25 protein-coding genes are annotated in these 21,179 nt (G+C 42.6%); 1 reads left to right on the top strand and 24 read right to left on the bottom strand.

What is annotated here, in order from left to right; genetic code table 11:
• Positions 1-12 precede the first annotated feature (12 nt).
• On the bottom strand, positions 13-822 hold the full coding sequence (amrB, locus tag FN732_RS05005) for an AmmeMemoRadiSam system protein B (RefSeq protein WP_142935410.1): 810 nt from the start codon (positions 820-822) through the stop codon (positions 13-15).
• Positions 823-932: 110 nt separating this feature from the next.
• Here amrB and panD point away from each other — a divergent pair, with 110 nt between their 5' ends.
• Positions 933-1,313 carry an aspartate 1-decarboxylase gene (panD, locus tag FN732_RS05010; protein ID WP_142935412.1) on the top strand — a complete coding sequence of 127 codons (381 nt, stop codon included), beginning with the start codon at positions 933-935 and terminating at the stop codon, positions 1,311-1,313.
• Between the two features lie 15 nt (positions 1,314-1,328).
• Here the strand turns inward: panD and FN732_RS05015 are convergent, their stop codons facing one another.
• The 23 genes from FN732_RS05015 to pstC form a co-directional block, all read right to left on the bottom strand.
• A complete protein-coding gene (locus FN732_RS05015) occupies positions 1,329-2,426 on the bottom strand; it encodes an inositol-3-phosphate synthase (RefSeq protein ID WP_142935414.1) in 1,098 nt (365 codons plus the stop codon).
• Positions 2,427-2,810, bottom strand: coding sequence for a hypothetical protein (locus tag FN732_RS05020; RefSeq protein WP_142935416.1), 384 nt, complete (start codon positions 2,808-2,810; stop codon positions 2,427-2,429).
• Position 2,811: 1 nt separating this feature from the next.
• Positions 2,812-3,501 carry a tol-pal system protein YbgF gene (ybgF, locus tag FN732_RS05025; RefSeq protein ID WP_142935418.1) on the bottom strand — a complete coding sequence of 230 codons (690 nt, stop codon included), beginning with the start codon at positions 3,499-3,501 and terminating at the stop codon, positions 2,812-2,814.
• A complete protein-coding gene (locus FN732_RS05030) occupies positions 3,498-4,574 on the bottom strand; it encodes an NAD(P)H-dependent flavin oxidoreductase (protein WP_142935420.1) in 1,077 nt (358 codons plus the stop codon). The genes ybgF and FN732_RS05030 overlap by 4 nt, the downstream gene beginning before the upstream one ends.
• The gene (locus tag FN732_RS05035) at positions 4,571-5,062 is read right to left on the bottom strand and encodes a 2-thiouracil desulfurase family protein (protein ID WP_142935422.1); all 492 of its coding nucleotides are present in this window, start codon (positions 5,060-5,062) and stop codon (positions 4,571-4,573) included. The genes FN732_RS05030 and FN732_RS05035 overlap by 4 nt, the downstream gene beginning before the upstream one ends.
• Positions 5,043-6,263, bottom strand: coding sequence for a M16 family metallopeptidase (locus FN732_RS05040; protein WP_142935424.1), 1,221 nt, complete (start codon positions 6,261-6,263; stop codon positions 5,043-5,045). The genes FN732_RS05035 and FN732_RS05040 overlap by 20 nt, the downstream gene beginning before the upstream one ends.
• Positions 6,263-6,910, bottom strand: a complete 648-nt coding sequence (gene purN, locus FN732_RS05045; RefSeq protein WP_142935426.1) for a phosphoribosylglycinamide formyltransferase — start codon at positions 6,908-6,910, stop codon at positions 6,263-6,265. Before purN ends, FN732_RS05040 begins: the two co-directional genes overlap by 1 nt.
• Positions 6,907-7,944, bottom strand: a complete 1,038-nt coding sequence (gene purM, locus FN732_RS05050; RefSeq protein ID WP_142935429.1) for a phosphoribosylformylglycinamidine cyclo-ligase — start codon at positions 7,942-7,944, stop codon at positions 6,907-6,909. Before purM ends, purN begins: the two co-directional genes overlap by 4 nt.
• Positions 7,916-8,914, bottom strand: a complete 999-nt coding sequence (locus FN732_RS05055; protein WP_246051339.1) for a 3'-5' exoribonuclease YhaM family protein — start codon at positions 8,912-8,914, stop codon at positions 7,916-7,918. The genes purM and FN732_RS05055 overlap by 29 nt, the downstream gene beginning before the upstream one ends.
• A 61-nt stretch (positions 8,915-8,975) precedes the next feature.
• Positions 8,976-10,391, bottom strand: coding sequence for an NADH-quinone oxidoreductase subunit N (locus tag FN732_RS05060; RefSeq protein ID WP_142935431.1), 1,416 nt, complete (start codon positions 10,389-10,391; stop codon positions 8,976-8,978).
• Positions 10,392-10,401: 10 nt separating this feature from the next.
• Positions 10,402-11,847 carry a complex I subunit 4 family protein gene (locus FN732_RS05065; protein WP_142935433.1) on the bottom strand — a complete coding sequence of 482 codons (1,446 nt, stop codon included), beginning with the start codon at positions 11,845-11,847 and terminating at the stop codon, positions 10,402-10,404.
• Between the two features lie 10 nt (positions 11,848-11,857).
• Positions 11,858-13,687, bottom strand: a complete 1,830-nt coding sequence (locus tag FN732_RS05070; protein WP_142935436.1) for an NADH-quinone oxidoreductase subunit 5 family protein — start codon at positions 13,685-13,687, stop codon at positions 11,858-11,860.
• Between the two features lie 2 nt (positions 13,688-13,689).
• Positions 13,690-13,998 carry an NADH-quinone oxidoreductase subunit NuoK gene (nuoK, locus tag FN732_RS05075; RefSeq protein ID WP_142935437.1) on the bottom strand — a complete coding sequence of 103 codons (309 nt, stop codon included), beginning with the start codon at positions 13,996-13,998 and terminating at the stop codon, positions 13,690-13,692.
• Positions 13,998-14,477: an NADH-quinone oxidoreductase subunit J gene (locus FN732_RS05080; RefSeq protein WP_142935439.1), complete on the bottom strand. Its 480-nt coding sequence runs from the start codon at positions 14,475-14,477 to the stop codon at positions 13,998-14,000. The genes nuoK and FN732_RS05080 overlap by 1 nt, the downstream gene beginning before the upstream one ends.
• Complete coding sequence (locus FN732_RS05085; protein WP_142935441.1) at positions 14,477-14,998, bottom strand: 4Fe-4S dicluster-binding protein; 522 nt, start codon at positions 14,996-14,998, stop codon at positions 14,477-14,479. Before FN732_RS05085 ends, FN732_RS05080 begins: the two co-directional genes overlap by 1 nt.
• A gap of 12 nt (positions 14,999-15,010) precedes the next feature.
• Positions 15,011-15,955 (bottom strand): complex I subunit 1/NuoH family protein, encoded by a 945-nt coding sequence (locus FN732_RS05090; RefSeq protein ID WP_142935443.1) that lies wholly within the window; start codon positions 15,953-15,955, stop codon positions 15,011-15,013.
• A 9-nt stretch (positions 15,956-15,964) separates the two neighbouring features.
• Entirely contained in the window at positions 15,965-17,134 is a 1,170-nt protein-coding gene (locus FN732_RS05095) for an NADH-quinone oxidoreductase subunit D (RefSeq protein WP_142935445.1), read from the bottom strand.
• Entirely contained in the window at positions 17,134-17,601 is a 468-nt protein-coding gene (locus FN732_RS05100) for an NADH-quinone oxidoreductase subunit C (RefSeq protein WP_142935447.1), read from the bottom strand. The genes FN732_RS05095 and FN732_RS05100 overlap by 1 nt, the downstream gene beginning before the upstream one ends.
• Before the next feature lie 11 nt (positions 17,602-17,612).
• Positions 17,613-18,083 carry an NADH-quinone oxidoreductase subunit B gene (locus FN732_RS05105; protein ID WP_142935449.1) on the bottom strand — a complete coding sequence of 157 codons (471 nt, stop codon included), beginning with the start codon at positions 18,081-18,083 and terminating at the stop codon, positions 17,613-17,615.
• A complete protein-coding gene (locus FN732_RS05110) occupies positions 18,080-18,415 on the bottom strand; it encodes an NADH-quinone oxidoreductase subunit A (RefSeq protein WP_142935451.1) in 336 nt (111 codons plus the stop codon). Before FN732_RS05110 ends, FN732_RS05105 begins: the two co-directional genes overlap by 4 nt.
• A 142-nt stretch (positions 18,416-18,557) precedes the next feature.
• On the bottom strand, positions 18,558-19,337 hold the full coding sequence (gene pstB / locus FN732_RS05115) for a phosphate ABC transporter ATP-binding protein PstB (RefSeq protein WP_142935453.1): 780 nt from the start codon (positions 19,335-19,337) through the stop codon (positions 18,558-18,560).
• 9 nt (positions 19,338-19,346) lie between these two features.
• Positions 19,347-20,189: a phosphate ABC transporter permease PstA gene (gene pstA, locus FN732_RS05120; RefSeq protein ID WP_142935455.1), complete on the bottom strand. Its 843-nt coding sequence runs from the start codon at positions 20,187-20,189 to the stop codon at positions 19,347-19,349.
• 3 nt (positions 20,190-20,192) lie between these two features.
• On the bottom strand, positions 20,193-21,122 hold the full coding sequence (gene pstC / locus FN732_RS05125) for a phosphate ABC transporter permease subunit PstC (protein ID WP_142935457.1): 930 nt from the start codon (positions 21,120-21,122) through the stop codon (positions 20,193-20,195).
• Positions 21,123-21,179 lie beyond the last annotated feature (57 nt).

Raw genomic sequence — 21,179 nt, forward strand, 5'->3', positions numbered from 1 at the left:
ATTCTATCATAGTTAATATACAATGATTCCTCCATAACCAACAACCTGGTTATAGTCCCCTGTAACGTCCCCCGAAGTTCTGTACATTACCAACTCTGCCTTTTCAGCTCCAAGCTCCTTGGCTGCAGTCAGTCCTACCGTTGCAGGGATAACTCCACACATGGAGATGTTGTAGTAGTGAACCCTCCTGTAGAGCTCCACAGGGTCAAGGTTTAGAATCGCATCAATAGCTAAAGAATCAAGCCTTTCAGCCGTATCCTGGGAAACGTAGTGTGAAAAGTCCGTGCTAACAACAATTAGTGTATCCTCATCTACCTGAGAAATAACGCTTGCAAGGGCCCTTCCTGCCTTAATACAGTCATCTAAAGAGATATGCTGAAAAACAACAGGAACTATCCTTAAATCGCTCCTATAACCTGAACAGAACTGTAAAAACGGAACTTGAACTTCCAAAGAGTGCTCGTATATGTGGGCCGTTGTGTCAGGTTCAAATGGATAGTGGTTGCAGAGTTCGCTCGTAAATTCCTCATTAACAGGAACCTCTCCCAACGGAGTAATCCAAACCCCTTCCGTAAAGACAGACACAGGCCTTCCTAAACCGGTATGGTTTGGACCCATAATTACGTTGTTTTTAGGAATCTCTACCCTACTGTAAGTTTCACCTGCAACCTTTCCAGAGTAGATGTAACCTGCATGGGGAACAATAACAGCCTTTGCCTTAACCTTTGGAACGTCTCTCCTACAAAGAGAACTCAAAAACATTTCAAGCTCCTGAGGAGTTCCCGGATAGAATTGACCTGCAACTGCCGGATACCTAACCATCTCTCCCTCCACTTTGGACTGTATTTATTTCATAATTTAAATTCAAGTGCCAAACTTTTCTACGCAACTTATATTTAAGGCTGGAAAATTCCCTCTGGGGGAAGTTTTAGATGAAGAGATTTATGTTTAAGTCTAAAATCCACAGGGCAACTGTAACGGGGGCAGACCTTAACTATGAGGGAAGTATAACAATTGACAGCGAGCTCCTCAAACTTGCCGACATACTTCCCTACGAAAAAGTTGACATCTACAACGTTTCAAATGGAGAGAGATTCTCAACCTACGTTATACCGGGAGAACCAGGAAGTGGTGAGGTTTGTCTAAACGGGGCAGCTGCAAGGAAGGTTCAAAAGGGAGATATTGTAATAATTGTAAGCTACTGTGAGCTCTCTGAAGAGGAAGTAAGAAACTTTTCTCCAACGGTAGTTTTGGTCGATGAGAACAACGCTCCTGTTAAGGTAAGCAAGACTTCAGGCGGATTGTTGGTATAAAGGTAGGGAATTTCCCTACCTTTCAATTTCACCCGCTATAAACTTCTCCACGAGCTCCTTTGCTTTCCAGTCTGGATACTGAACAGGTGGGTGTTTCATAGTGTATGAAGAAATTGAGTAGAGAGGGCCTGAGATTCCCCTATCAAGAGCTAACTTTGCACACCTAATTGCATCTATTGCAGAGCCTGCACTGTTAGGAGAATCCTCAACGGACAGCTTTAGTTCAATGTACATAGGAACATCACCGAACAACCTTCCCTCAAGTCTTATATAGGCAATCTTATTGTCCTTGAGCCAAGGAACGTAGTCACTTGGGCCGATGTGGATGTTGTTATCCTCAACGGGGTATGGAATAATTGAGCGTACAGCCTCCGTCTTTGAAACCTTCTTTGTCTTTAAACGCTTCCTCTCAAGCATGTTTAAAAAGTCTGTGTTCCCACCAAAGTTGAGCTGATAGGTTCTATCTATTGGAACGCCCCTGTCGCTCATTAAAGTAGCCAGAGCTCTATGTGTAATCGTTGCCCCAACCTGAGATTTAATATCATCTCCAACTATTGGAAGCCCCTTCTCCTTAAACTTTTGGGCCCACTCCTTGTCCGATGCTATAAAGACAGGAATACAGTTTACAAAGGCACAACCGGCCTCAAGGGCACACTGAGCGTAAAACCTTGTAGCCTCTTCAGAACCAACGGGTAGGTAGTTAACAACAACTTCAGCTCCACTCTCCTTGAGTACTTTCACCACATCAACCGGTTCCTTATCGGCAGGTACAAACCTCTGTTCCTCGGGATACTCAAGCATGTGTTCGGCAAACCCATCCATAATCGGGCCCATTTGAACTTCAACGCCCATCTCAGGAACGTTAGGATTAAAAACTTTAGTACAGTTGGGCTTTTCAAATATCGCTCTGCTCACATCCTTACCTACTTTCCTTTTATCAATGTCAAAGGCCGCAACAACCTCAATATCCCATGGCTTGTATCCACCAACATCGTAGTGCATCAGTCCGGAAATCTCATTCTCCGATTTATCCCTATAGTAGTAAATTCCCTGAACCAAAGAACTTGCGCAATTTCCAACGCCAACTATTGCAAGCTTAATTTTCTTAGACATCTACTCTCCTCCCGCTCTGTACTTTTCAGCAATCATTTTAAACTCTGTTATTCTCTTTTCCAAGGTTGAAAGCTCCTTAACCATCTCATCAACAATTTTAGGAAAGTTCTCAGCAAGGGATTCTACTACGTCTTGAATTATCCTCTCCCTCTCCTCCTCACTCATGTACTGTTTGTTCTTAAGGGCGTCCTCTATCAAGGCCATTTCAAGGAGTCCTAAGGTTAAAAGGAGAGGGTTAATCTCTTTAGCTTTAAAACGCTGTTTAAGGAATTCAACAACTTGATTGTACTGACTGTCAGGTTTACACCTTCCAGCTTCAAGGTTTAACCACAGGTCGAGGGCCCTACAGGCAAGCCCCTTTATTCCCCTTTCGTCTATCTCCATACTACTTCTCCAGCTCCATTAATTTTACCTTTGCAATGTTTGCTTCAGGTGTTCCAGGGTACTTTGCTATGACTTCGTTGAGAATTTCCTTTGCCTTGTCATTGTCTCCCATTCCCCTGTAGCACAAGGCCAACTTTAACATTGCTGCAGGAACCTTATTTCCGGTCGGATACTTGTCAATAACATCCTGAAAGTACTTAGCGGCAGTTTCGTAATCGTTATGGGAGTAGTAAATCTCCCCTATCCAGTAGAGAGCATTGTCTGCCAGGTCACTCTCAGGATACTGCTGTACAAGCTCCTCAAAGAGTTTTTTTGCCTTCTCAAAGTCTCCAGACTCCATTGCATTAAAGGCCTGTTTGTACAAGTCCTTTGCACCGATTTGGATAACCTTAGGAACTTTTTTTTCTTTGGAGGTTGAAGTTTGAGGAGCTCCCACAGAAATCTTAGATATTAACTGTTTTATCTCCTCAACTTCCTTCTTCAAGTCGTAAATGTTCTGCTCGTTTGAGGAGACCCTATCTTCCAACTTAGCTACTCTATTTTCTAAGGAGGAAATCTTCTCCCTGTTTTGTGAAACTTTAACCTTAACTTCATCAATGTTGCTTTTCGGTTTTACAGACTCATTCTGAACGGCAGTGGCACAGCCAAAAAAGAGGGAGCTAAGTAACAAAATCCCCACACGTTTTCTCATCTTTCCTCCCCAAAGTTTAAGTTTCTCCTCTCAAGCTCCTCTTCACATTCCCTGACGAGTTCCTCAATGAGCTCCTTAACGTGGTACATTCTATTAACCCTTCCAACGTTACTTCCCGAAAAGACAAGTCCCCTCTCAACATCGCCAGAAACCGATTTTAAAAGAACGTCTGCTATGCAGTAAATGGAATCCTCACCTGAACAGGTTTTCAAACAGTTGAACGGACACTTATGGGGAATTTTTCCTTCCCTCTCTAAACGTTCGGTAAAGGGATTTCTCACAGCATGGGCAGGCATACCAACCGGACTCTTTATGTATATTGAGTCCTCAGGTTTAGCCTTTATTATGTACTCCTTAAACTCAGGGGCTGCATCACACTCGTACGTTGCTATGAACCTTGTTGCTATCTGGACACCCTTAGCTCCCATTTCAAAGGCCCTTGCTATGTCCTTGCCGTCAAATATCCCGCCAGCCGCTATAACGGGAATATCAACAGCATCAACAATTTTAGGGAGGACATCCCATAGGTTCTCCATAGTTCCTAAGTGCCCGCCAGCCTCTCCACTTTCAACAATAACTGCAGAGGCACCTAACCTCTCTGAGAGCTTTGCTCCCTTCGGAGTCGCAACTATCTCTATTAACGGAACATCAAAGGTGTTGCATATTTTAAATACGTCCTTTCCAAATCCGGCTCCCTGAATGATTAAATCGGCACCTGCATCTATGGCAGTCATTAGGAGCTCGTAGAAGTGGGTGAGGGCGTACATTATGTTGACACCTATTATTCCGTTGGGGGAGAGCTCCTTCGCCTTTCTTATCTCCTCGGCAAGCTCCCAGGCGTAGTGATAGGGTTTAAGTCCAACACTTTCAACGTCAATTCCTTTACAGGTTCTCTTTTTAGGCTTCGACCTATCCTTTTCATGAAGGAGAACGGCCGAAATTACACCTATTCCTCCGGCATTTGCAACGGCAGAGGCCAGCTTGTGGAGGGAGACTTTTGCTCCCATACCTCCCTGGATTATAGGGTACTTTGGCTCTAAGTTTTTAATCCTCAATCTTGGTAACCTACTCATAAAAGCTCCTTTAAGAGTTTCTCAATTTCTTCCTTATCCTCTGAGGAAACTATTTTAAACCCTTTTCTCCTTAGAAGGGCTGATGTTACACCCATTCCTTCCTTTAAATTGTCCGACTTGTACTCGTAAATTTCCCTTACTCCGCAGGAGGGACTTCTCTCCTTTAGAATACAGGCTATACAGTTTTCACCTAAGAGTTCTGCAGCATAGAGAGTTTCGTAAGCTCCCCTAAGGAAACTTATAGTTACATCCCTGTTGGAACCATCAACAGTTTTTACTCTCGATTTTCCGTCGAGGACTGTAAATCCGTCTCCCTCCGTTATTTTGGCCGGAGGCCTTGGAGTTGGAAGACCTCCTAACTGTTCAGGACATAGAGGGACAACAAGTCCCCTTCTAAAGGCCTTCACTATTGATTCACACCTGTTGTTCTTTCCGTTGTACTTACAGTTAAAACCAACCAAACAGGCACTAACTATTAACTTCCTCATCTCCTACAACAACCTCGTGGATAGGTTCAGCAGAAACTATTTCTGCTACGTTCTTAATTTCACTAAGTTTTATTTCCTCTATTTTTCTCAAGAATTCAGAGTCAAATTTATAACCTTTCTCTAAAATTTCCCAGAAACCTAAGTACCACGACTTCTTCGACCTCGTTTCATGGTCAAGGAGATAAGTTCCCTTAAAGTACTCCTTTGCCCTTTCTATACTGTCAGAATTTATAAAACTTGGAAGCTGCCTAAGAATACTTCTCAGTTTTTTCCTTACAGTTTCCCTCTTATCAGGAGAAGTTCCTATGTAGATGAGAATTCTACCAGTATTTAACCTTGAGGGATAAAGAGAACCTGTAGAGTAGGCAAAACCCTCCTTTTCTCGGAGCTCCTGAAATAGAACAGAACCTATTCCCTCCCCCAAGATTGTGTTCAATAGCTTGTATTTAATGTAGAAATCGCTCTTAACAGAGGGAGCATTCAGAGCAATCAGGATAAACGTCTGAGCTGAACCCTCCCTTCTAACAAATTCCGTCTTACTCTCTGTAATCCTCTTTTCAAACCTTTCTCTTTTGAATTCGTAGGATTCTATTTTCTCAACATCACCCAAGAATTTTTCCATGTTTTGCAAATTTCCACAAAGGGAGAGGACACTTCCCTTTGGGATTAAAAATCCCTTGTACCAATCCTTACACGTTTCTAAATCTAAAGAGGAAACGCTCCCTTCACTTCCGTACGGGAGGTTCTGATAGGGAGTTTGGGAGTATGTTAATTCCATCATCTTCTCATAGGCCAGCGTAAAGGGGCTTTCCTTCTTAGACTTTATTGAAGCTAAAAGGGCCTCCTTCTCAACGGAGAAACTCTCCTCAGTAAATCCAGGATTCAGTAGCGTCTCTAAAAGGAGCTCCCCATAATTTAAAAAGTCCTTAGATGTTGACTGAAACCTAACCAGTGAATAGTCCAAAGAAACGTCAGAAACGAACGGAGCTCCAATTTCTTCCTGAATCCTGTAGAACTCCTCAGGTTTTCTCTTCAAACTCCTCTTAACGGCCGTTTTTAACGTTAAAAGGGTTATTCCCTCCTTGCCCTTTGGGTCAAAGGAATTTCCGATTGGGAAAAAGAGATTACCGGAAACTATTTCAAGCTCCCTTTCAGGTTTTAGGATTACTCTTATTCCATTACTTAGTTGGAAAACTTCCATTAAAAGTCCTCTAAAGCAGGAACTACCGGAAGTTGAGAGTAATCGGCTTTCTTTATCAAAACATTTCTACCGTTAACTTCAACCCTCCCATCAACAAACCACTTTACAGCCTGAGGGTATATCCTGTGCTCCCACCTTAAAATCCTCTCAGAGAGGGAGTCCTCCATATCTTCTGGAAGAACCGGAACGGCAGCCTGAACGACAATCGGCCCAGTATCAACTCCCTTATCAACTATGTGAACTGTTGCTCCCGAAATTTTTACGCCGTAAGTCAAAGCCTGCCAGTGAGGTTTTAGCCCTGGAAACGAAGGTAAGAGGGAGGGGTGGATGTTTAGAATTCTGTTTGGAAAGGCATCTATAAAAACAGGAGTAACTACGAGCATGTAGCCTGCCAAACAGACAAGGTCAACCTTTAGAAATTTTAGTATCTCAACAATCTTCTTATCGTAGTCTTCCCTTGATGGAAACGATTTAGGGTTTAAAAAGACCCAATTTATCCCCAATTCTTCCGCCTTCTCTATTGCTCTTGCCTTTCTGTTGTTCGTAATGAGGACAACTATTTCCCCGGATATTTTTCCCTCTTTGAAGGCCTTTCCTATTTGGTAGAAGTTTGAACCTCTTCCAGAAGCAAGAACGGCAACCCTCATTCTACAACTACCTTTCCCTCTCCCTCTACAATTTTTCCGATTTTAAAAGCTCTCTCCCCTGAGGATTCAAGGATATCTAAAGCCTCTTTCTCAAGTTCAGGAGAAACAACAACTGTGAAACCGATTCCCATGTTAAACGTTTTAAACATCTCCTCCTCAGGAACGTTTCCCCTTTCCTGAATGAACTTAAAGATGGGAGGAACTTTCCACGTGCCCTTCTCGATTACTGCGTTGACACCTTTAGGTAGGACCCTGACAAGGTTTCCCGGAATTCCACCACCGGTTATGTGTGCCATACCCTTAACTTCAACCCTCTCAATCAAATTTAGTATGCTTTTAACGTAAATTTTAGTAGGCTCTAACAGAGCTTCGTAGACTTTTCTACCCAACTCTTCAACATAGTCGTCTATTTTTAGCTCCAAGACTTCGAAGAAGAGTTTCCTAACCAAAGAATAACCGTTACTGTGGATTCCTGATGAAGCGAGGCCTAAAACAACGTCCCCAGGCTCAATTCTCTCTCCCGTTATGTATTTTCTCCTTTCAACAACTCCAACCACAAATCCTGCAAGGTCGTACTCCCCTTCAGGGTAAAAGTCTGGCATTTCGGCAGTCTCCCCACCGATAAGGGAACATCCGGCCAGCTCACACCCTTTAGCAATTCCCTTAATAACATCTGCAGCAACATCAACGGACAGCTTTCCCGTTGCAAAGTAGTCAAGGAAGAATAGAGGTTTAGCACCGACAGTTAAGATGTCGTTAACGCACATTGCTACCAAATCTATTCCAACTGTATCGTGAACGTTTGCCATTTGAGCAACTTTCAGCTTTGTCCCGACACCGTCGGTTCCAGAGACCAAAACAGGTTCCTCGTAACCTTTCGGCATTAGGTAACCGGCTCCAAACCCTCCTATTCCAGCTAAGACGTTTTTATCAAAAGTTCTCTTGGCAAAGGGCTTTATCCTGTCAACTAACCTCTCCCCTGCCTCAATGTCAACTCCTACATCCTTATAGGTTAGAGCTCTCTTCCTTTCCATCTTCCTCTCCGTACTTTATTTCTCCATCAAAGAATATGGGAACCTCAAAAGCAAAATGGCGCTTTGTCCACCCTTTTCCACTTCCAAGTTCCCTCTCGACAAACTCTTCGAATCCCTTAACCCTTGAATCCAAGGCATCGGCATAGGCAAGGGTAACAGCTTCTAATGTCTTGGGCTTTTTGGGGGAACCGTGCTCGTACTCCCCATGGTGTGAAAGTATACAGTGGAGGAGTTTTGTTTTCAGACTTTTTGGAAAATCGGGAATTTCCGCTATCTTAAATGCAACCATTTCACAGCTCATGTAGAGGTGACCCAAGAGAATTCCCTCTGTCGTTCTGTCTATTGAAATCCCTACGCTGTACTCGTGGACCTTCCCAACATCATGGAGAATTGCAGCAGTGATTAGCAAGTCCCTATCTATGCTTTTGTACCTTCTTGACACCGTTTCACATATTTCAACGACTCCCAACGTATGCTCTAAAAGACCTCCTATACAGGCATGGTGAATAGTTTTACCTGCAGGGGTTTTCAAGAACTTCTCCACAAATTTATCATCGTAGAAGAAGCTTTCTAAGAGCCTTTTTAAGTAGGGGTTTTCTACGCTATCTATTATTTCAAGAAGAACGGTAAACTGTTCCTCTATGGGAAATTTTGTTTCACAGATAAACTTTTGTGGGTTGTACTCTCCCGGTGAAGCTACCCTAATTTCAGAGAGTTTCGGCTGCAGCTGCCCGTTAAAGTACTCAATGCTGCCAGAAATGAAAACTACATCGCCCTTTCTAAATATTGAAAGGTCAGCATCTTTAGGAGGCTTCCACCAGAGAGCAGTAAATGTTCCCGTTTTGTCGGATAGAACCAACCGCAGAAAGGGCTCTCCCGTTCTATGCCTTTTTATTTCTACGTGTTCAATCACAAAGTAGCCCGAAAACGGAGCTCCAACAGGAAGCTTGTAGAGGTCTCTTACAAACACGAAAACTCCTTTCTTTTGAATTTTCAGGGAAATTATAAAGGAAGGGGGGAAATCCCCCAAATTAGAAACCAATCCTTGTTATATAGAGGGAAGAGGCGTTTACAACTGGGTTAATCCAGATACCTAAAACTATTAAGAATACAGCCATAACGGCTAAAGGAATCAATATTAAATTCTTGTTGGGAGAGACGTTCCTCGGTTTTTCTATCGTAGGTTCCTCAAGGTACATCTGCTTTGCAATCCATATGTAGTAGGCAACTGAAAAGGCACTGTTGAGGAGACCGATAAGGGCAAGCCAGAGCATTCCTGACTTAACGGCGGCAGTAAAGACGAAAACCTTACTTATAAATCCCGCCATAGGGGGAACACCTGCAAGTGAAAAGAGGAAGATGAGGAAGAGGGCTCCAAAAAGAGGCTCTCTCTTTCCAAGTCCTTTGTAGTCATCCATCGTTTTAGCTCCCCAAATAAAGAGGAAAACGGCGAAGCAGAGGAAAGCTGCAGTTTTCATAAAAACGTAGGCAACAGAGTGGTAGAGAATACCCGTAATGCTCATAGGAACGGACAGGGCTGCAAAGGCAACTAAAGTGTAACCTGCATGAGCTACAGATGAGTAAGCAAGAATCCTTGATACCCTTTTTTGAGCAAGGGCCAAAAGGTTACCTACAGTCATTGTTATAGCAGCTATTATTGCAAGTATGAGGGAGAAATTGTTAGAGATAACAGGAAGAGCTTCATAGATAACCCTCATTAGTCCTATAAATGCTGCACTCTTGGAGATACCTGTTAAAAGTGCAGCAACACCCGGACAGGTTCCGTCATAAACGTCCGGTCCCCAGAAGTGGAATGGGAAAGCTGTAATTTTAAAACCAAACCCTGCAAATATAAAAACAGCAGCAAGGGCAACCAATGGGTCTGAAAAGAGGTTCCTAACGAGACTTGAAAACTCAAAACTGCCCGTTAATCCGTAGAGCAGGGAAATTCCAAAGAGCATAAAGCCGACGGCAAGGGCACCGTTAAAGAAGTATTTAACTCCTGCTTCAAAGGACTTATCGTTGAAAACAAAGAGAACCATCAGGTAGGTTGGCATTGTCATTAGTTCCATAGAAACAATAAGGGAGACAAAGTTGTCAGCACTTACTAAAAGGAGAGCTCCGGCAGTTGAAATCATCAAGGCCGAGATGAGTTCGTTTACGAACTTGTCCTTTTCAGTTATCCAGTAGACAACCAACATTACCATCCATGAGGATACCAGAATCAGGGAGCCGATTAGGATGGAAACTGAATCTGTAGTAAAGAAGTTGTCTAATATTGTTCTTCCCTTATTCGATATAAAAACCAGAAATAGCGAAATCACGTAGCCAACGGAGGAGATGAGAGCTCCTTGAATTCCAGATATCCTGAAAATTCTATTTATGACGGGAAGAAAAGCACCCGTTAGGGCAAGAATCATTGTGGCTGCTAAGTAATTAACGTTCACCGGTTACCCCCTACTGAAAAAGTTGTGAAAACGTATTTATCACTGGATTGTAAAGGTTAAAGACGATAGAAGGAATAACTCCAACAAGTATAAAGGCAGCTATGTAAAGTGCCAAGGGGAGATTCTCTACCATGGGGAGCTCCTTAAGTGAGGGTAGCCCCTTTAAAGTCTCCCTTAAAGGACCAAAAACAGCTCTCTGTAACATCCACATGAAAAAGCCTGCGCTCAAAGCACTTGCCAAAGGAACAATAATCATTACCCAACCGTAGTAGTCAAAGGCTGCAAGCATAACCGCAAGTTCTCCTACAAAACCTGCCGTTCCGGGAAGCCCCACTGCAGCTAAAACTCCAATAACAAACATTGTCATCAATCCTGGAATCTTTCTCATAATTCCACCAAGCTCTGAAATGTACCAGGTGTGGGTTTTATGGTGAACGTATCCTGCAATCATAAAGAGGAGTGATATAACAAGGGCATGGCCAACCATTTCGTAGACTGCTGCCGATATACCGGCAGCGGTAATTGCAGAAAGACCTAACAGAACAAATCCCATATGGTTTATACTTGAGTAAGCAACCATTCTCTTTATGTGGTCTTCGGCAAGGGCTCTAAAACCTGCATAGAATATCGTTAAGACGGCAATAAAGGCCATTAGAGGAGCAAAGAACTTGGTTGTGTTTGGCATTAAAAACACTTCCCACCTTAGAAGTCCATAGGCACCCATTTTCAACAGAAGTCCTGCAAGAAAAACAGAGATTGGAGAGGGAGCTTGAACGTGGGCATCTGGAAGCCAGGTATGGAACGGAACTACGGGCATTTTTACTGCAAAACCTATAAACATTAAAATCCAGACCAGTTTAGCAATTGAAGGGTCTAAGTGGACGTTTAAGAGCTTTCCAAATTCAAATGTATGAGTTGAGAGGAAAAGAACAATTATTCCCAAAAGGAGAAAAACACTTGCCAAATGGGTGTAGATAAAGAACTTCATGGCAGCGTATATTCTGTTTTCGGCACCCCAAATTCCTATGTGGAAGAACATTGGAACCAATGTAAATTCCCAGAAGATAAAGAACCAGAGGAGATTTAGAGAAGCAAAGACTCCGACCATGGGACCCAGGAAGAGAAGTATGAGGAAAAAGTAAGCTCCCGGTTTTTCAGTATGCCAGGAGGAAAGGGTAACAGTTATAGAGAGAAACGCCGTTATACCGATTAAAACGAGAGATATTCCATCAACTGCCAGGTGAAGGTTGAAGTCAAAAGGAGGATATATCCTGTAAAACTCGTTGAAGGCAAAGCCATTCCCAGGATAGTTTATTATCAGATAAGCCGTACAGAGAGACAGAAATACTCCTACTGCAAGAGATAGGTACTTAGGTATCTCCCGGTTAACCTTTTCCCCTATCCAGGCAAGAGGAGCAACAATAACCGGAATAAGTATCATGCTCAGTAAAATCATCTACTCCTCCTTAAACGAATAGAATGAGAATGAAGATTGTTATTACCCCTGCAACAAAGTAAGTAAGGTAGTCTATAATGTCTCCCGTTTGAATTTTTCTACACTTGTCCCAACAGTAAAGGGAGAGCTTTGCCGTACCGTTAACTGCTCCATCAACAACGTTTATGTCAAACCACTCAACTGCCTTTGCAATTGAACCGTAAAATACGTTCCTACACAACCACTTTATTCCATCATCAACAAGCCATCCCTTGTAGAGGAATTCATTTATCGCCCTACCTATTGGATGGGCAAGGAATTTAACGGTCTCAACAGTCCTCTTGTAGTAAATGAGGAAAACTATTCCAAACAGAATAAACATGACTGTTAGAGTAGCCACTAAGAGGTTGAGAATGAATGGCTCGTGAACTTCTCCAAATAGATAGTGGATTATTTTCTCCTTGAAGAATGGAATTAGAATAGTTAGAGAGGCCAAAACGTAGAGAGGAATCAACATTACAGGATAGGCTTCCCTTGCTTTCTTTGAGTATTCGGAAGGTTCCCCTGTAAATACGACAAACCAGAGTCTGAAACCGTAAGCTATACACAGAACGGCAGCAACGAAGGTTAGTCCAAAAATAACGGGATTACCGTACTCGTAGACGGCTCCCAAAATCCAGTCTTTACTGAAGAACCCGTTAAACGGAGGAACCCCTGAGAGGGCTAAGATACCAATTAGGAAAAGAACGGCCGTTTGAGGCATGTACTTCATAAGGCCGCCCAATTTAAAGGCATCCTTCTGGTGATGGGTCATATGGATAACAGCACCTGCAGCTAAAAAGAGAAGGGCCTTAAAAATTGCGTGGTTTAGCAGGTGGAATATACCTGCTGCCGCTGAACCTACCCCAAGAGCCACAAACATTAAAGCAAGGTGCTCCATCGTTGAAAATGCAAGAATCTTCTTTATCTCTGTATGGGCAAGAGCTCCTGTTGCAGCTATGAAGGCAGAGAGAGCTCCAACGAACGCAACAACAATCAGGGCGTGAGAGTAATCAAAGAATGGAAACATTCTTGCAACTAAGTAAACTCCAGCGTTAACCATTGTAGCAGCGTGGATAAGAGCTGAAACCGTTGTGGGACCTTCCATAGCATCCAAGAGCCACGGGAACAGAGGGAACTGGGCAGATTTTCCAACGGCTCCTATAAAAATCAGAATTGAAATGATTAAACCTAACTTAACACTGAAGGCTCCAGCTAATGCAAGAGCATTAAGCTCCTGAAAGTTCATAGTTCCAAGGAGTACCCAGGCTACTAAGATTCCGGCGAGCATAAAGACATCACCAAACCTCGTCATAACGAAGGCTTTTAAGGCAGCCTCAGCTGCACTCTTCTTCCAGTACCAGTAACCGATGAGCAGGTAGGAACATAGACCGACACCTTCCCAGAATATGTAGAGACCTACAAGGTTACTGACAAAGACAAGTCCAACCATAGAGCCAATAAAAAAGAGTTTCTCAAAGTAGTACCTGTGAGGTGACTCGTCCTCCTCCATGTATCCCTTGGAGAAGACAATATCTAAGAAGCCGATTCCAGTAGCTATTAGAGCCATTACTATTGATAAACTATCAACGTAAACCCCAAGTGGAACTTTAAAGGAACCGAAGGTAAACCAGTTAAATTCATGGATGACAGGATGTTCCCCCATACTAACTGCTATGTAACATGTAAGTAGGAAGCCAGTTAAGCCAGTTAGTGCAGCCACCCAGAATGAGTTCCACCTTTCGGTAAATTTTCCAATTAGAAAGGCCAAGATACTTCCAAGGAAAAATATCCCGATAGTTAAGTAGACCACCTTCTCCATTCCTACCACCTCAGGTTCCTAATTTTTGATGGAATAACCTCTCCAAAGCGCTTGTAAAAGACTATAACGATTGCAAGTCCTACAGCTGCCTCTAAAGCAGCAAGACCTATCGTAAAGAAGGTAAAGATTTCCCCATTAACATTCCTCTGGGAGGAGAAAACTGCCAGGTTAAGGTTTGCTGCATTGATTACCATCTCAACGGCAAAGAGCATTCTTATAACGGATTTCCTCGACAAGAGACCGTAAACCCCTACTGCCAAAAGGGAGAATGATAAAAAGAGATAGAGATGAACATCAGCTTCCAAGAGCATTATTTAGCCTCCCTCTTCTTTGTAATAATTGCATTTCCCATATAGAGAAGAGCCGCTACAATGAAACCTAAAACAATTGTGAAGAAAGAGTACTTCTCCACAAAAACAGTTCCTAAATAGGAGGTTTCGTAAACTTTAAAGGGTAAGTTATCTATGGCCGATAAGAAGGAAAATCCTGTTCCAATGATGAGTAGAATCAGGCTCAATAGAATTGCCTTTACTGCTTTTCCAGAGGGTTTCTTGTAACTTTCACCCACCATCATAATTGCAAAGAGAACGAGAATCGTTACTCCTCCTGCATAAATTGCTAACTGAACTCCTCCAAGAACCGGCATGTTAAGTCCAAAGTAGACGAGAGCAACTTCAGATAGGAGAATGATGAAGGATATAGCAGCCCATAGGAGGGAGGTAGCCTCAAGAGCTATTATTGCCGAAATAACTATAACGGCATAGATAATCCAAAAGTAGACGTTTCCCATTACTCCTCTCCTTTCTTCTCTTTTAATTGAGCCTGTTTTTTCCTTAAAGCTTCCTGTTTCTTTTTCTCTATTAACTCTTCCATCTTTTTAGCTTTCTCTATTGCTTCGTCCAAATTTTCTGGTTCAAAGATAAACTTCTGCAGGTTATCCCACGTCGCAGGTTCTATAATCATTTCGTAGTGGTCAGTTAACTTAATCGCTTTTTCTGGTTTTGTTGGGCAGGCATCCTCACACAAACCACAGTACATACACTCGTTTCCTCTAACTTTTGGAACAGCCCTTGGTTTCTTTACTCCTGTGGGAACCATATCTATACACTTAACAGGACATGCCCTTGCACACATTCCACAGCCGATACAGAGCTCTGCATTTATCCTGTGTTTACCCCTGTAGTGGAGCTCCCTCCTAACTCCTCTATCCCACCAGACCTCTGTAGCCTTTGGCGAGAAGAGTGCTTTTGTAACCCTCAAAACCTTCTTTGTTGCTTCTATCGGTATTCTTAAAGCATTTTTCTCTCCCATCTTCCTCTCCTTTTAGGAAATAAACATTTTTACGAAAATAACAAAAGCCAAGTTCAAAAGAGCTAAAGGTGTTAGAGCCTTCCAACAGAATCTTAAAAGTTGGTCCATCTTTATACGGGGAGTTGAGGCTCTAACGACAAAGGTGAAGACGTAGAGGAAAAAGATTTTCAACAAGAACCAAACAACTCCTGGGAGGATTGGTCCTTTAAAACCACCTAAGAATAGAACAACAGCTACGGAATAGAGGGCGAAGAGCTCTATAAGCTTTGAGAGAACCAAAATGGCGTAATTAAACCCTCCAAACTCTGTTAGAAATCCATAAACTATCTCCTGTTCTGCCTCTGGAATGTCAAACGGAGGCCTATCGGTGACTATCAAAGCGGCAGTGATAAAAATCAGGAAAGCCGGAAGAAGTATTAGAAAGCTCAAAAAGGAGCTCTTATGAACAATCTCTAAGTGGTTTAGAGTTCCGAAGAAAACGGCTGCTGCCAGTGCAGAGAGCCAGAGGGGAATCTCACCGGATATCATTTGGTTAACTACCCTAAGTCCCCCAATAAACGAGTACTTACTCTTCGAGGCCCAACCGGCATAGAAGAAAACGGGAGGCATACCTGTAACAAGAGCAAGAACTATCAATAGGTCAAAGCTCGTACTAACTATGTAACTATTTTCAGAAAATGGAATAAAAGCAATTAGAGCTGCAACCATTAAAAAGGCAACAAAAGGTATGAGGGAAAAGAGAAGTTTGTTCGCCCTCCTCTGTATTATGAATTCCTTTTGGAGTAGTTTAAAAACATCGGCCGTTGTTTGAAGAATTCCCCATTTACCTACGTAGTATGGACCAGTTCTTAAGTGAACATCTGCAAGGACTTTCCTCTCCATGTAGAAAATTCCCAAGAAAACTATCAGCAAGAAGAGAAAACCGGGAAAGAAAATTGCCTTAAGCCAAGCTTCCATACTATCCTCCTACCTGTCTATATCACCGTGACACATGTAAAGGGAAGCAAATATAACGGGAACGTCAGCAAGCTTAACGTTCTTCATAAACTCCGGCATGGCCCAGAGATTTGCAAAGGAGGGAGCCCTCATCTTCAACCTGTAAGGCCCTGTTCCTCCATCACTTATTAAGTGGAAACCGAAACAGCCTCTGGCCCACTCAACGTTGACGTAAGCCTCCCCCGGAGGAACCTTAATCGGAAACTTCGTTCTCCACTCACCCTCAGGCATTCCCTCTACTGCCTGTCTTATTATCTTTGCAGATTCCTGAAGTTCTTCCCAGATAACAAGATACCTTGCATAGGCATCTCCCTCCTCTTTCGTAACAACGTTAAAATCCAACTCTCCATAGGCAGCATACGGATAGTCCTTTCTAATATCTGAAGGAACACCTGAAGCCCTGAGAGCAGGTCCTGCGAGTCCCCATTCTACAGCCTTCTCCTTTGGAACAACTCCTACACCCTGAGAGCGGAGTTTCAACGTTGGATTGTCAACAAAAACTTCACCAAACCTCGGGATAAACTCTTTCTCCAAAAAGTCAACGGCTAAAATCATCTTTTCGATGAATGCTCCTGTGGGTTCATATCTAACTCCTCCAGGAACAATAGAAGCCGTTGCTATCCTTTGGCCCGAATAGATTTCAAAGGCATCTAAAAACTTTTCACGGGCAATGAGAGCCCACTGTATAGGGGTTGCAACTCCTAAAACACCGATAAAACTCCCTAAGCCTATTAAATGGCTAACTATCCTTCCCCCTTCACACAGAATAGTCCTAACGTAATCTGCTTTCTTAGGAACTTCCACTTGAGCAATTTTCTCGGCAGCAATGGAGTATCCCGTCATAGTCCCGAAATTATCAATAAAGCAGGCTCTCTCAACGTTTACGATTGCATTTATCCACGTTCTATACTCAACCAGCTTTTCAAGAAGCCTCAAAACGTAACCGATGTCAGGGTCTACCTTTACAACTTCATCACCATCAACCCATACCTTTAACCTCATAGGTCCAGAAGCTGGATGCTGAACCCCCCAGTTGAGCTGTAAAATCTTCTCCTGTAGGAGACCTAAGTCTTCTCCGTTAACCTCTTTTGTCTCCTCAACGACAAATGTATAACCTGCCAAGTTAATACTGTTTCCCATTATTTCTTCTCCTTACTCGGCTTTCTATGCTTCTTGAAATCGTAGGACTTTCTGAGTGGGAACCATCCTTTAGCCCACTCAGGGAGAAGCATAACTTCTAATCGTGGATGTCCTACAAACTCAACTCCAAACATTTCCCATGCTTCCCTCTCGTGAGGCTGTAGAGGAGGAAAAATATCGTAAACACTGGGAATGGAAGGATTCTCAGGAGGAAGTTCTACCCTTACCATAACGAGTTTTTTGTTGAATACATCCTCAACAATGTAGTTAACTTGGAATCCCTTCCCTTTAGGAGTGTAGTCAACAACCGAAACTGTATGAGCGTAAGAAAACCCATTTTCCTTTAAAAACCTCATTAAATCCCTTATACGCTCCCTCGTAGCATGAATAAGAATCATATTTATGTCGTAAGTTTCACTCTCAAAACCAAATTTACTTTTAACTCTTTCTTTTACCTCTTCCAACATACTATTCCCCTTTAGTACTGAATTTCCTCCATCCTGTTTGGAAACTTCCTTGCTACATTTTCCCTATCCCTTTTGATTATCTCCTTCAATCTCAAAAGTCCCTCAAGGGTTGCTTCCGGATTGGGGGGACATCCCGCTACAAAAACATCAAAGGGTATGTACTGGGAAACATCAACTGCTACAAAGTCAGAATCCCAGTATGGCCCTCCGCCTGCTGCACATGCTCCCATTCCAAAAACGTACCTCGGTTCTGGCATCTGCTGGTAAACTCTCAGGAGAACTGGAAGAACCTTTCTGGAAACCAAACCTGTAACAATTATGAAGTCTGCCTGTCTTGGACTTGGGGTCATCATAAATCCGTACCTTTCCCAGTCAAACCTTGGCCCCATAAGGGCAAGAACTTCCAAAGAGCAGCAGCCACTACAAAAGTGAACTCCCCAGGGAGAATTTGACCTGCTCCAATCAAAAAACTTTAAAATCATTTTCTATTTCCTCCGACCATTATGTAGGTAAGCGGAATCATAAGGAGAAGAGAGAAGAGAATAAATATCCAGCCAAACTTAGGGTCTCCCTTTCCAATGGAATAGAGGACGAAGAAGACACCGGCTATATCCATGGCTATAAAGATGATTGCATAGAAGTAGTATTGAAAGTTAACACTTGAAATGATAGGTTCTGGAGCCGGTAAGCCACACTCGTAGGTATCCTCCTTTACAGGATGGGGATTCTTAGGAGCTATAGAAACGGACAGAAGCCACAGAGAAAGACCTGCCAATGTCATAACTATTATGAACACGATAAAGCTGTAGAGCATTCTTCCTCTCCTTCACAGTGTGATATTGGAATTTTACTAAAATGTAAACAATTTGTAAACAATCTGCAAAAACAAAAGATTAAGTATTTTGAATGATAGAAAGTTTATAACAAAAGAGGTATTGTTTTTCAACAGGTGGGATTTAACCGAACCTTCCTGTGATGTAATCCTCTGTCAATTTCTCCTTGGGTTTAATGAACATCTCCTCAGTCCTATTAAACTCTATAAGCTCTCCCAAGTACATAAAGGCGGTGTAGTCTGAAACCCTTGCGGCCTGCTGCATGTTGTGTGTAACTATTAGAACTGTAAGTTTATCCTTAAAGCTAACAACCAACTCCTCTATTTTTGCCGTTGAAATAGGGTCAAGTGCAGATGTTGGCTCATCAAAAAGTAAAACCTCGGGCTCAACTGCTATAGCTCTCGCAATGCACAGCCTCTGCTGCTGACCTCCTGAAAGGGCACTTGCCGGCTTGTTGAGTTTATCCTTTACCTCATCCCATAGAGCTGCATCCTTTAACGCCTTTTCAACTCTATCCTCAAGCTCCTTCCTGTTCTTTATTCCCTGAAGCCTCAATCCGTAGGCCACATTGTCAAAAATCGACATGGGAAAAGCTGTGGGCTTTTGAAAGACCATTCCAACCCTAATTCTCAGTTTTATAAGGTCGTAGTCCGGTTCAAGTATGTTTTCTCCGTCCAAGAGAATTTTTCCTTCGTACCTGTTCCCGGGATAGAGGTCGTGCATTCTGTTAAAGCACCTTAAAAGTGTTGTCTTTCCACATCCTGAGGGACCAATAAGTGCAGTAACTCTCTTTTCAGGAATTTTGAACGAAATATTTTTTAGAATGTGGTTATTCCCGTAGTAGAAGTTGAGGTTTTGAACTTCAAGTTTTATACTCTCTGTAGGTTCTATAACAAAGGCCATTAATCCCTCCTATCTTTTGAACTTGTAATGGGCGATAATCCTTCCAAGAATATTTGCTCCAAGTACACCAAAGGTAAGAATAATTGCAGCTGCCCAAGCTAAGTTCTGCCAGTACTCGTAAGGACTCATTGCATAGTCGTACATCGTGACAGTCAAAGAAGCCATAGGCTGAAACATATTTAAAGTAAAGAAGTTATTGTTGAATGAGGTAAAGAGTAATGGAGCTGTTTCACCTCCAATTCTTGCAACTGATAGAATCACACCTGTGAGAATACCTGTTATTGCAGCCCTGTAAACAACATCTTTAATAACCTTGTACTTTGTAGCTCCAAGGGCATATGCAGCCTCACGGAGCTCCGGCGGAACCATTCTCAGCATGTCATCTGTAGTCCTAAGAATTATGGGAACCATCATTATTGCAAGTGATAGAGCTCCGGCAAACCCTGAAAAGTGGCCGATAGGCTTTACGGCAATCGCATATATAAATGTACCAACAACGATGGAAGGCACGCTCATTAAGACGTCGGATAAATCCCTGACAAAGTTTGCCAATCTACTGTTCTTTCCGTACTCAGAAAGGTAAGTACCTGCAAGAATTCCAAATGGGATTCCTATTACTGAAGCAGTCAGAACAATTAGAGTTTGTCCTACTATTGCGTGTTTAAGTCCACCTGTATTATCCCCAGGAGCAGGAGGGTCTCCTATAAAAACCTGTAAGGAGAGGGTTGAGAATCCCTTGTAAAGAAGGGTTCCCAATATCCAGAAGAGCCACATTATTCCAAATAGGGCAGCAAGGGTTGAGAGAACTAAAATAAAACCATTAACAATCTTCCTTCTCCTAACTGCGTCCACTTCCTACCTCTCAACCTTCTTTAGAAAAACAAACTTACCAATAAAGATAACGAGAAAACTCATCACAAAGAGAATGAGTGCCAAGTAGAATAGGCTCGATAGGTAAAGGTCGGTATCTGCCTCTGTAAACTCGTTGGCAAGTGTAACAGTTATCGATGTAGCAGGTTCCAGAAGGGACTTGGGAATAACCGGTTGGTTTCCCATGACAAAAGTAACAGCCATAGTTTCACCTAAGGCCCTTCCAAGGGAGAGAATAACCCCTCCAATAACTCCAAGTTTGGCGTAAGGTATAACAACATCCTTCATAACGTCCCACTTTGTAGCCCCTAAGGCATAGGCAGACTCCTTTAGAATGTCTGGAACCATTTTGAAGGAATCCCTCGATATGGCAGCTGTAAAGGGGAGAATCATTATTGAGAGGACTATCGACGCCGTTAAAAGTCCTATTCCGGGGGTGTAACCGGAAAACCAGCTTCCGATAACGGGGATTTTCCCTAAAGTTGCATGGATAATCGGCTGTAGTTTATCTCTCATAAACGGAGCAAAGAAGAAAAGTCCCCACATTCCATAAATGATACTTGGAATTGCAGCAAGAAGCTCTATTGCAACACCAACGGGAGTCCTCAGATAGTGAGGAGCTATTTCAGTTAGGAAAATTGCTATCCCAATGGCAACGGGGACAGCAATAATGATTGATATCACTGTACTTACAACACTTCCAAATATTGCAGGAGCTCCCCCAAATTTGTTCATTGGAGGATTCCAGACTGTTGATTTGATAAATTTCCAAACTCCAAAGGTTTCTATGGAGAGCCTTGATTCACTGTAAAGAACTATAAAGAGAGCAAAAAGAATTAGAACAACAAGGATAACTGAAACGAAGGCTACATTTCCGAAGAGCCAATCCGCTAAACGGTCCCTTCTATACTCCATTTCATTTCTCCTCTTAGTGTGAAGCCAATTTTAACAATAGAGTTAATACTATTCCAA

The organism is Balnearium lithotrophicum (assembly GCF_900182585.1).
In the GTDB taxonomy this organism is placed as follows: Bacteria; Aquificota; Aquificia; order Desulfurobacteriales; family Desulfurobacteriaceae; genus Balnearium; species Balnearium lithotrophicum.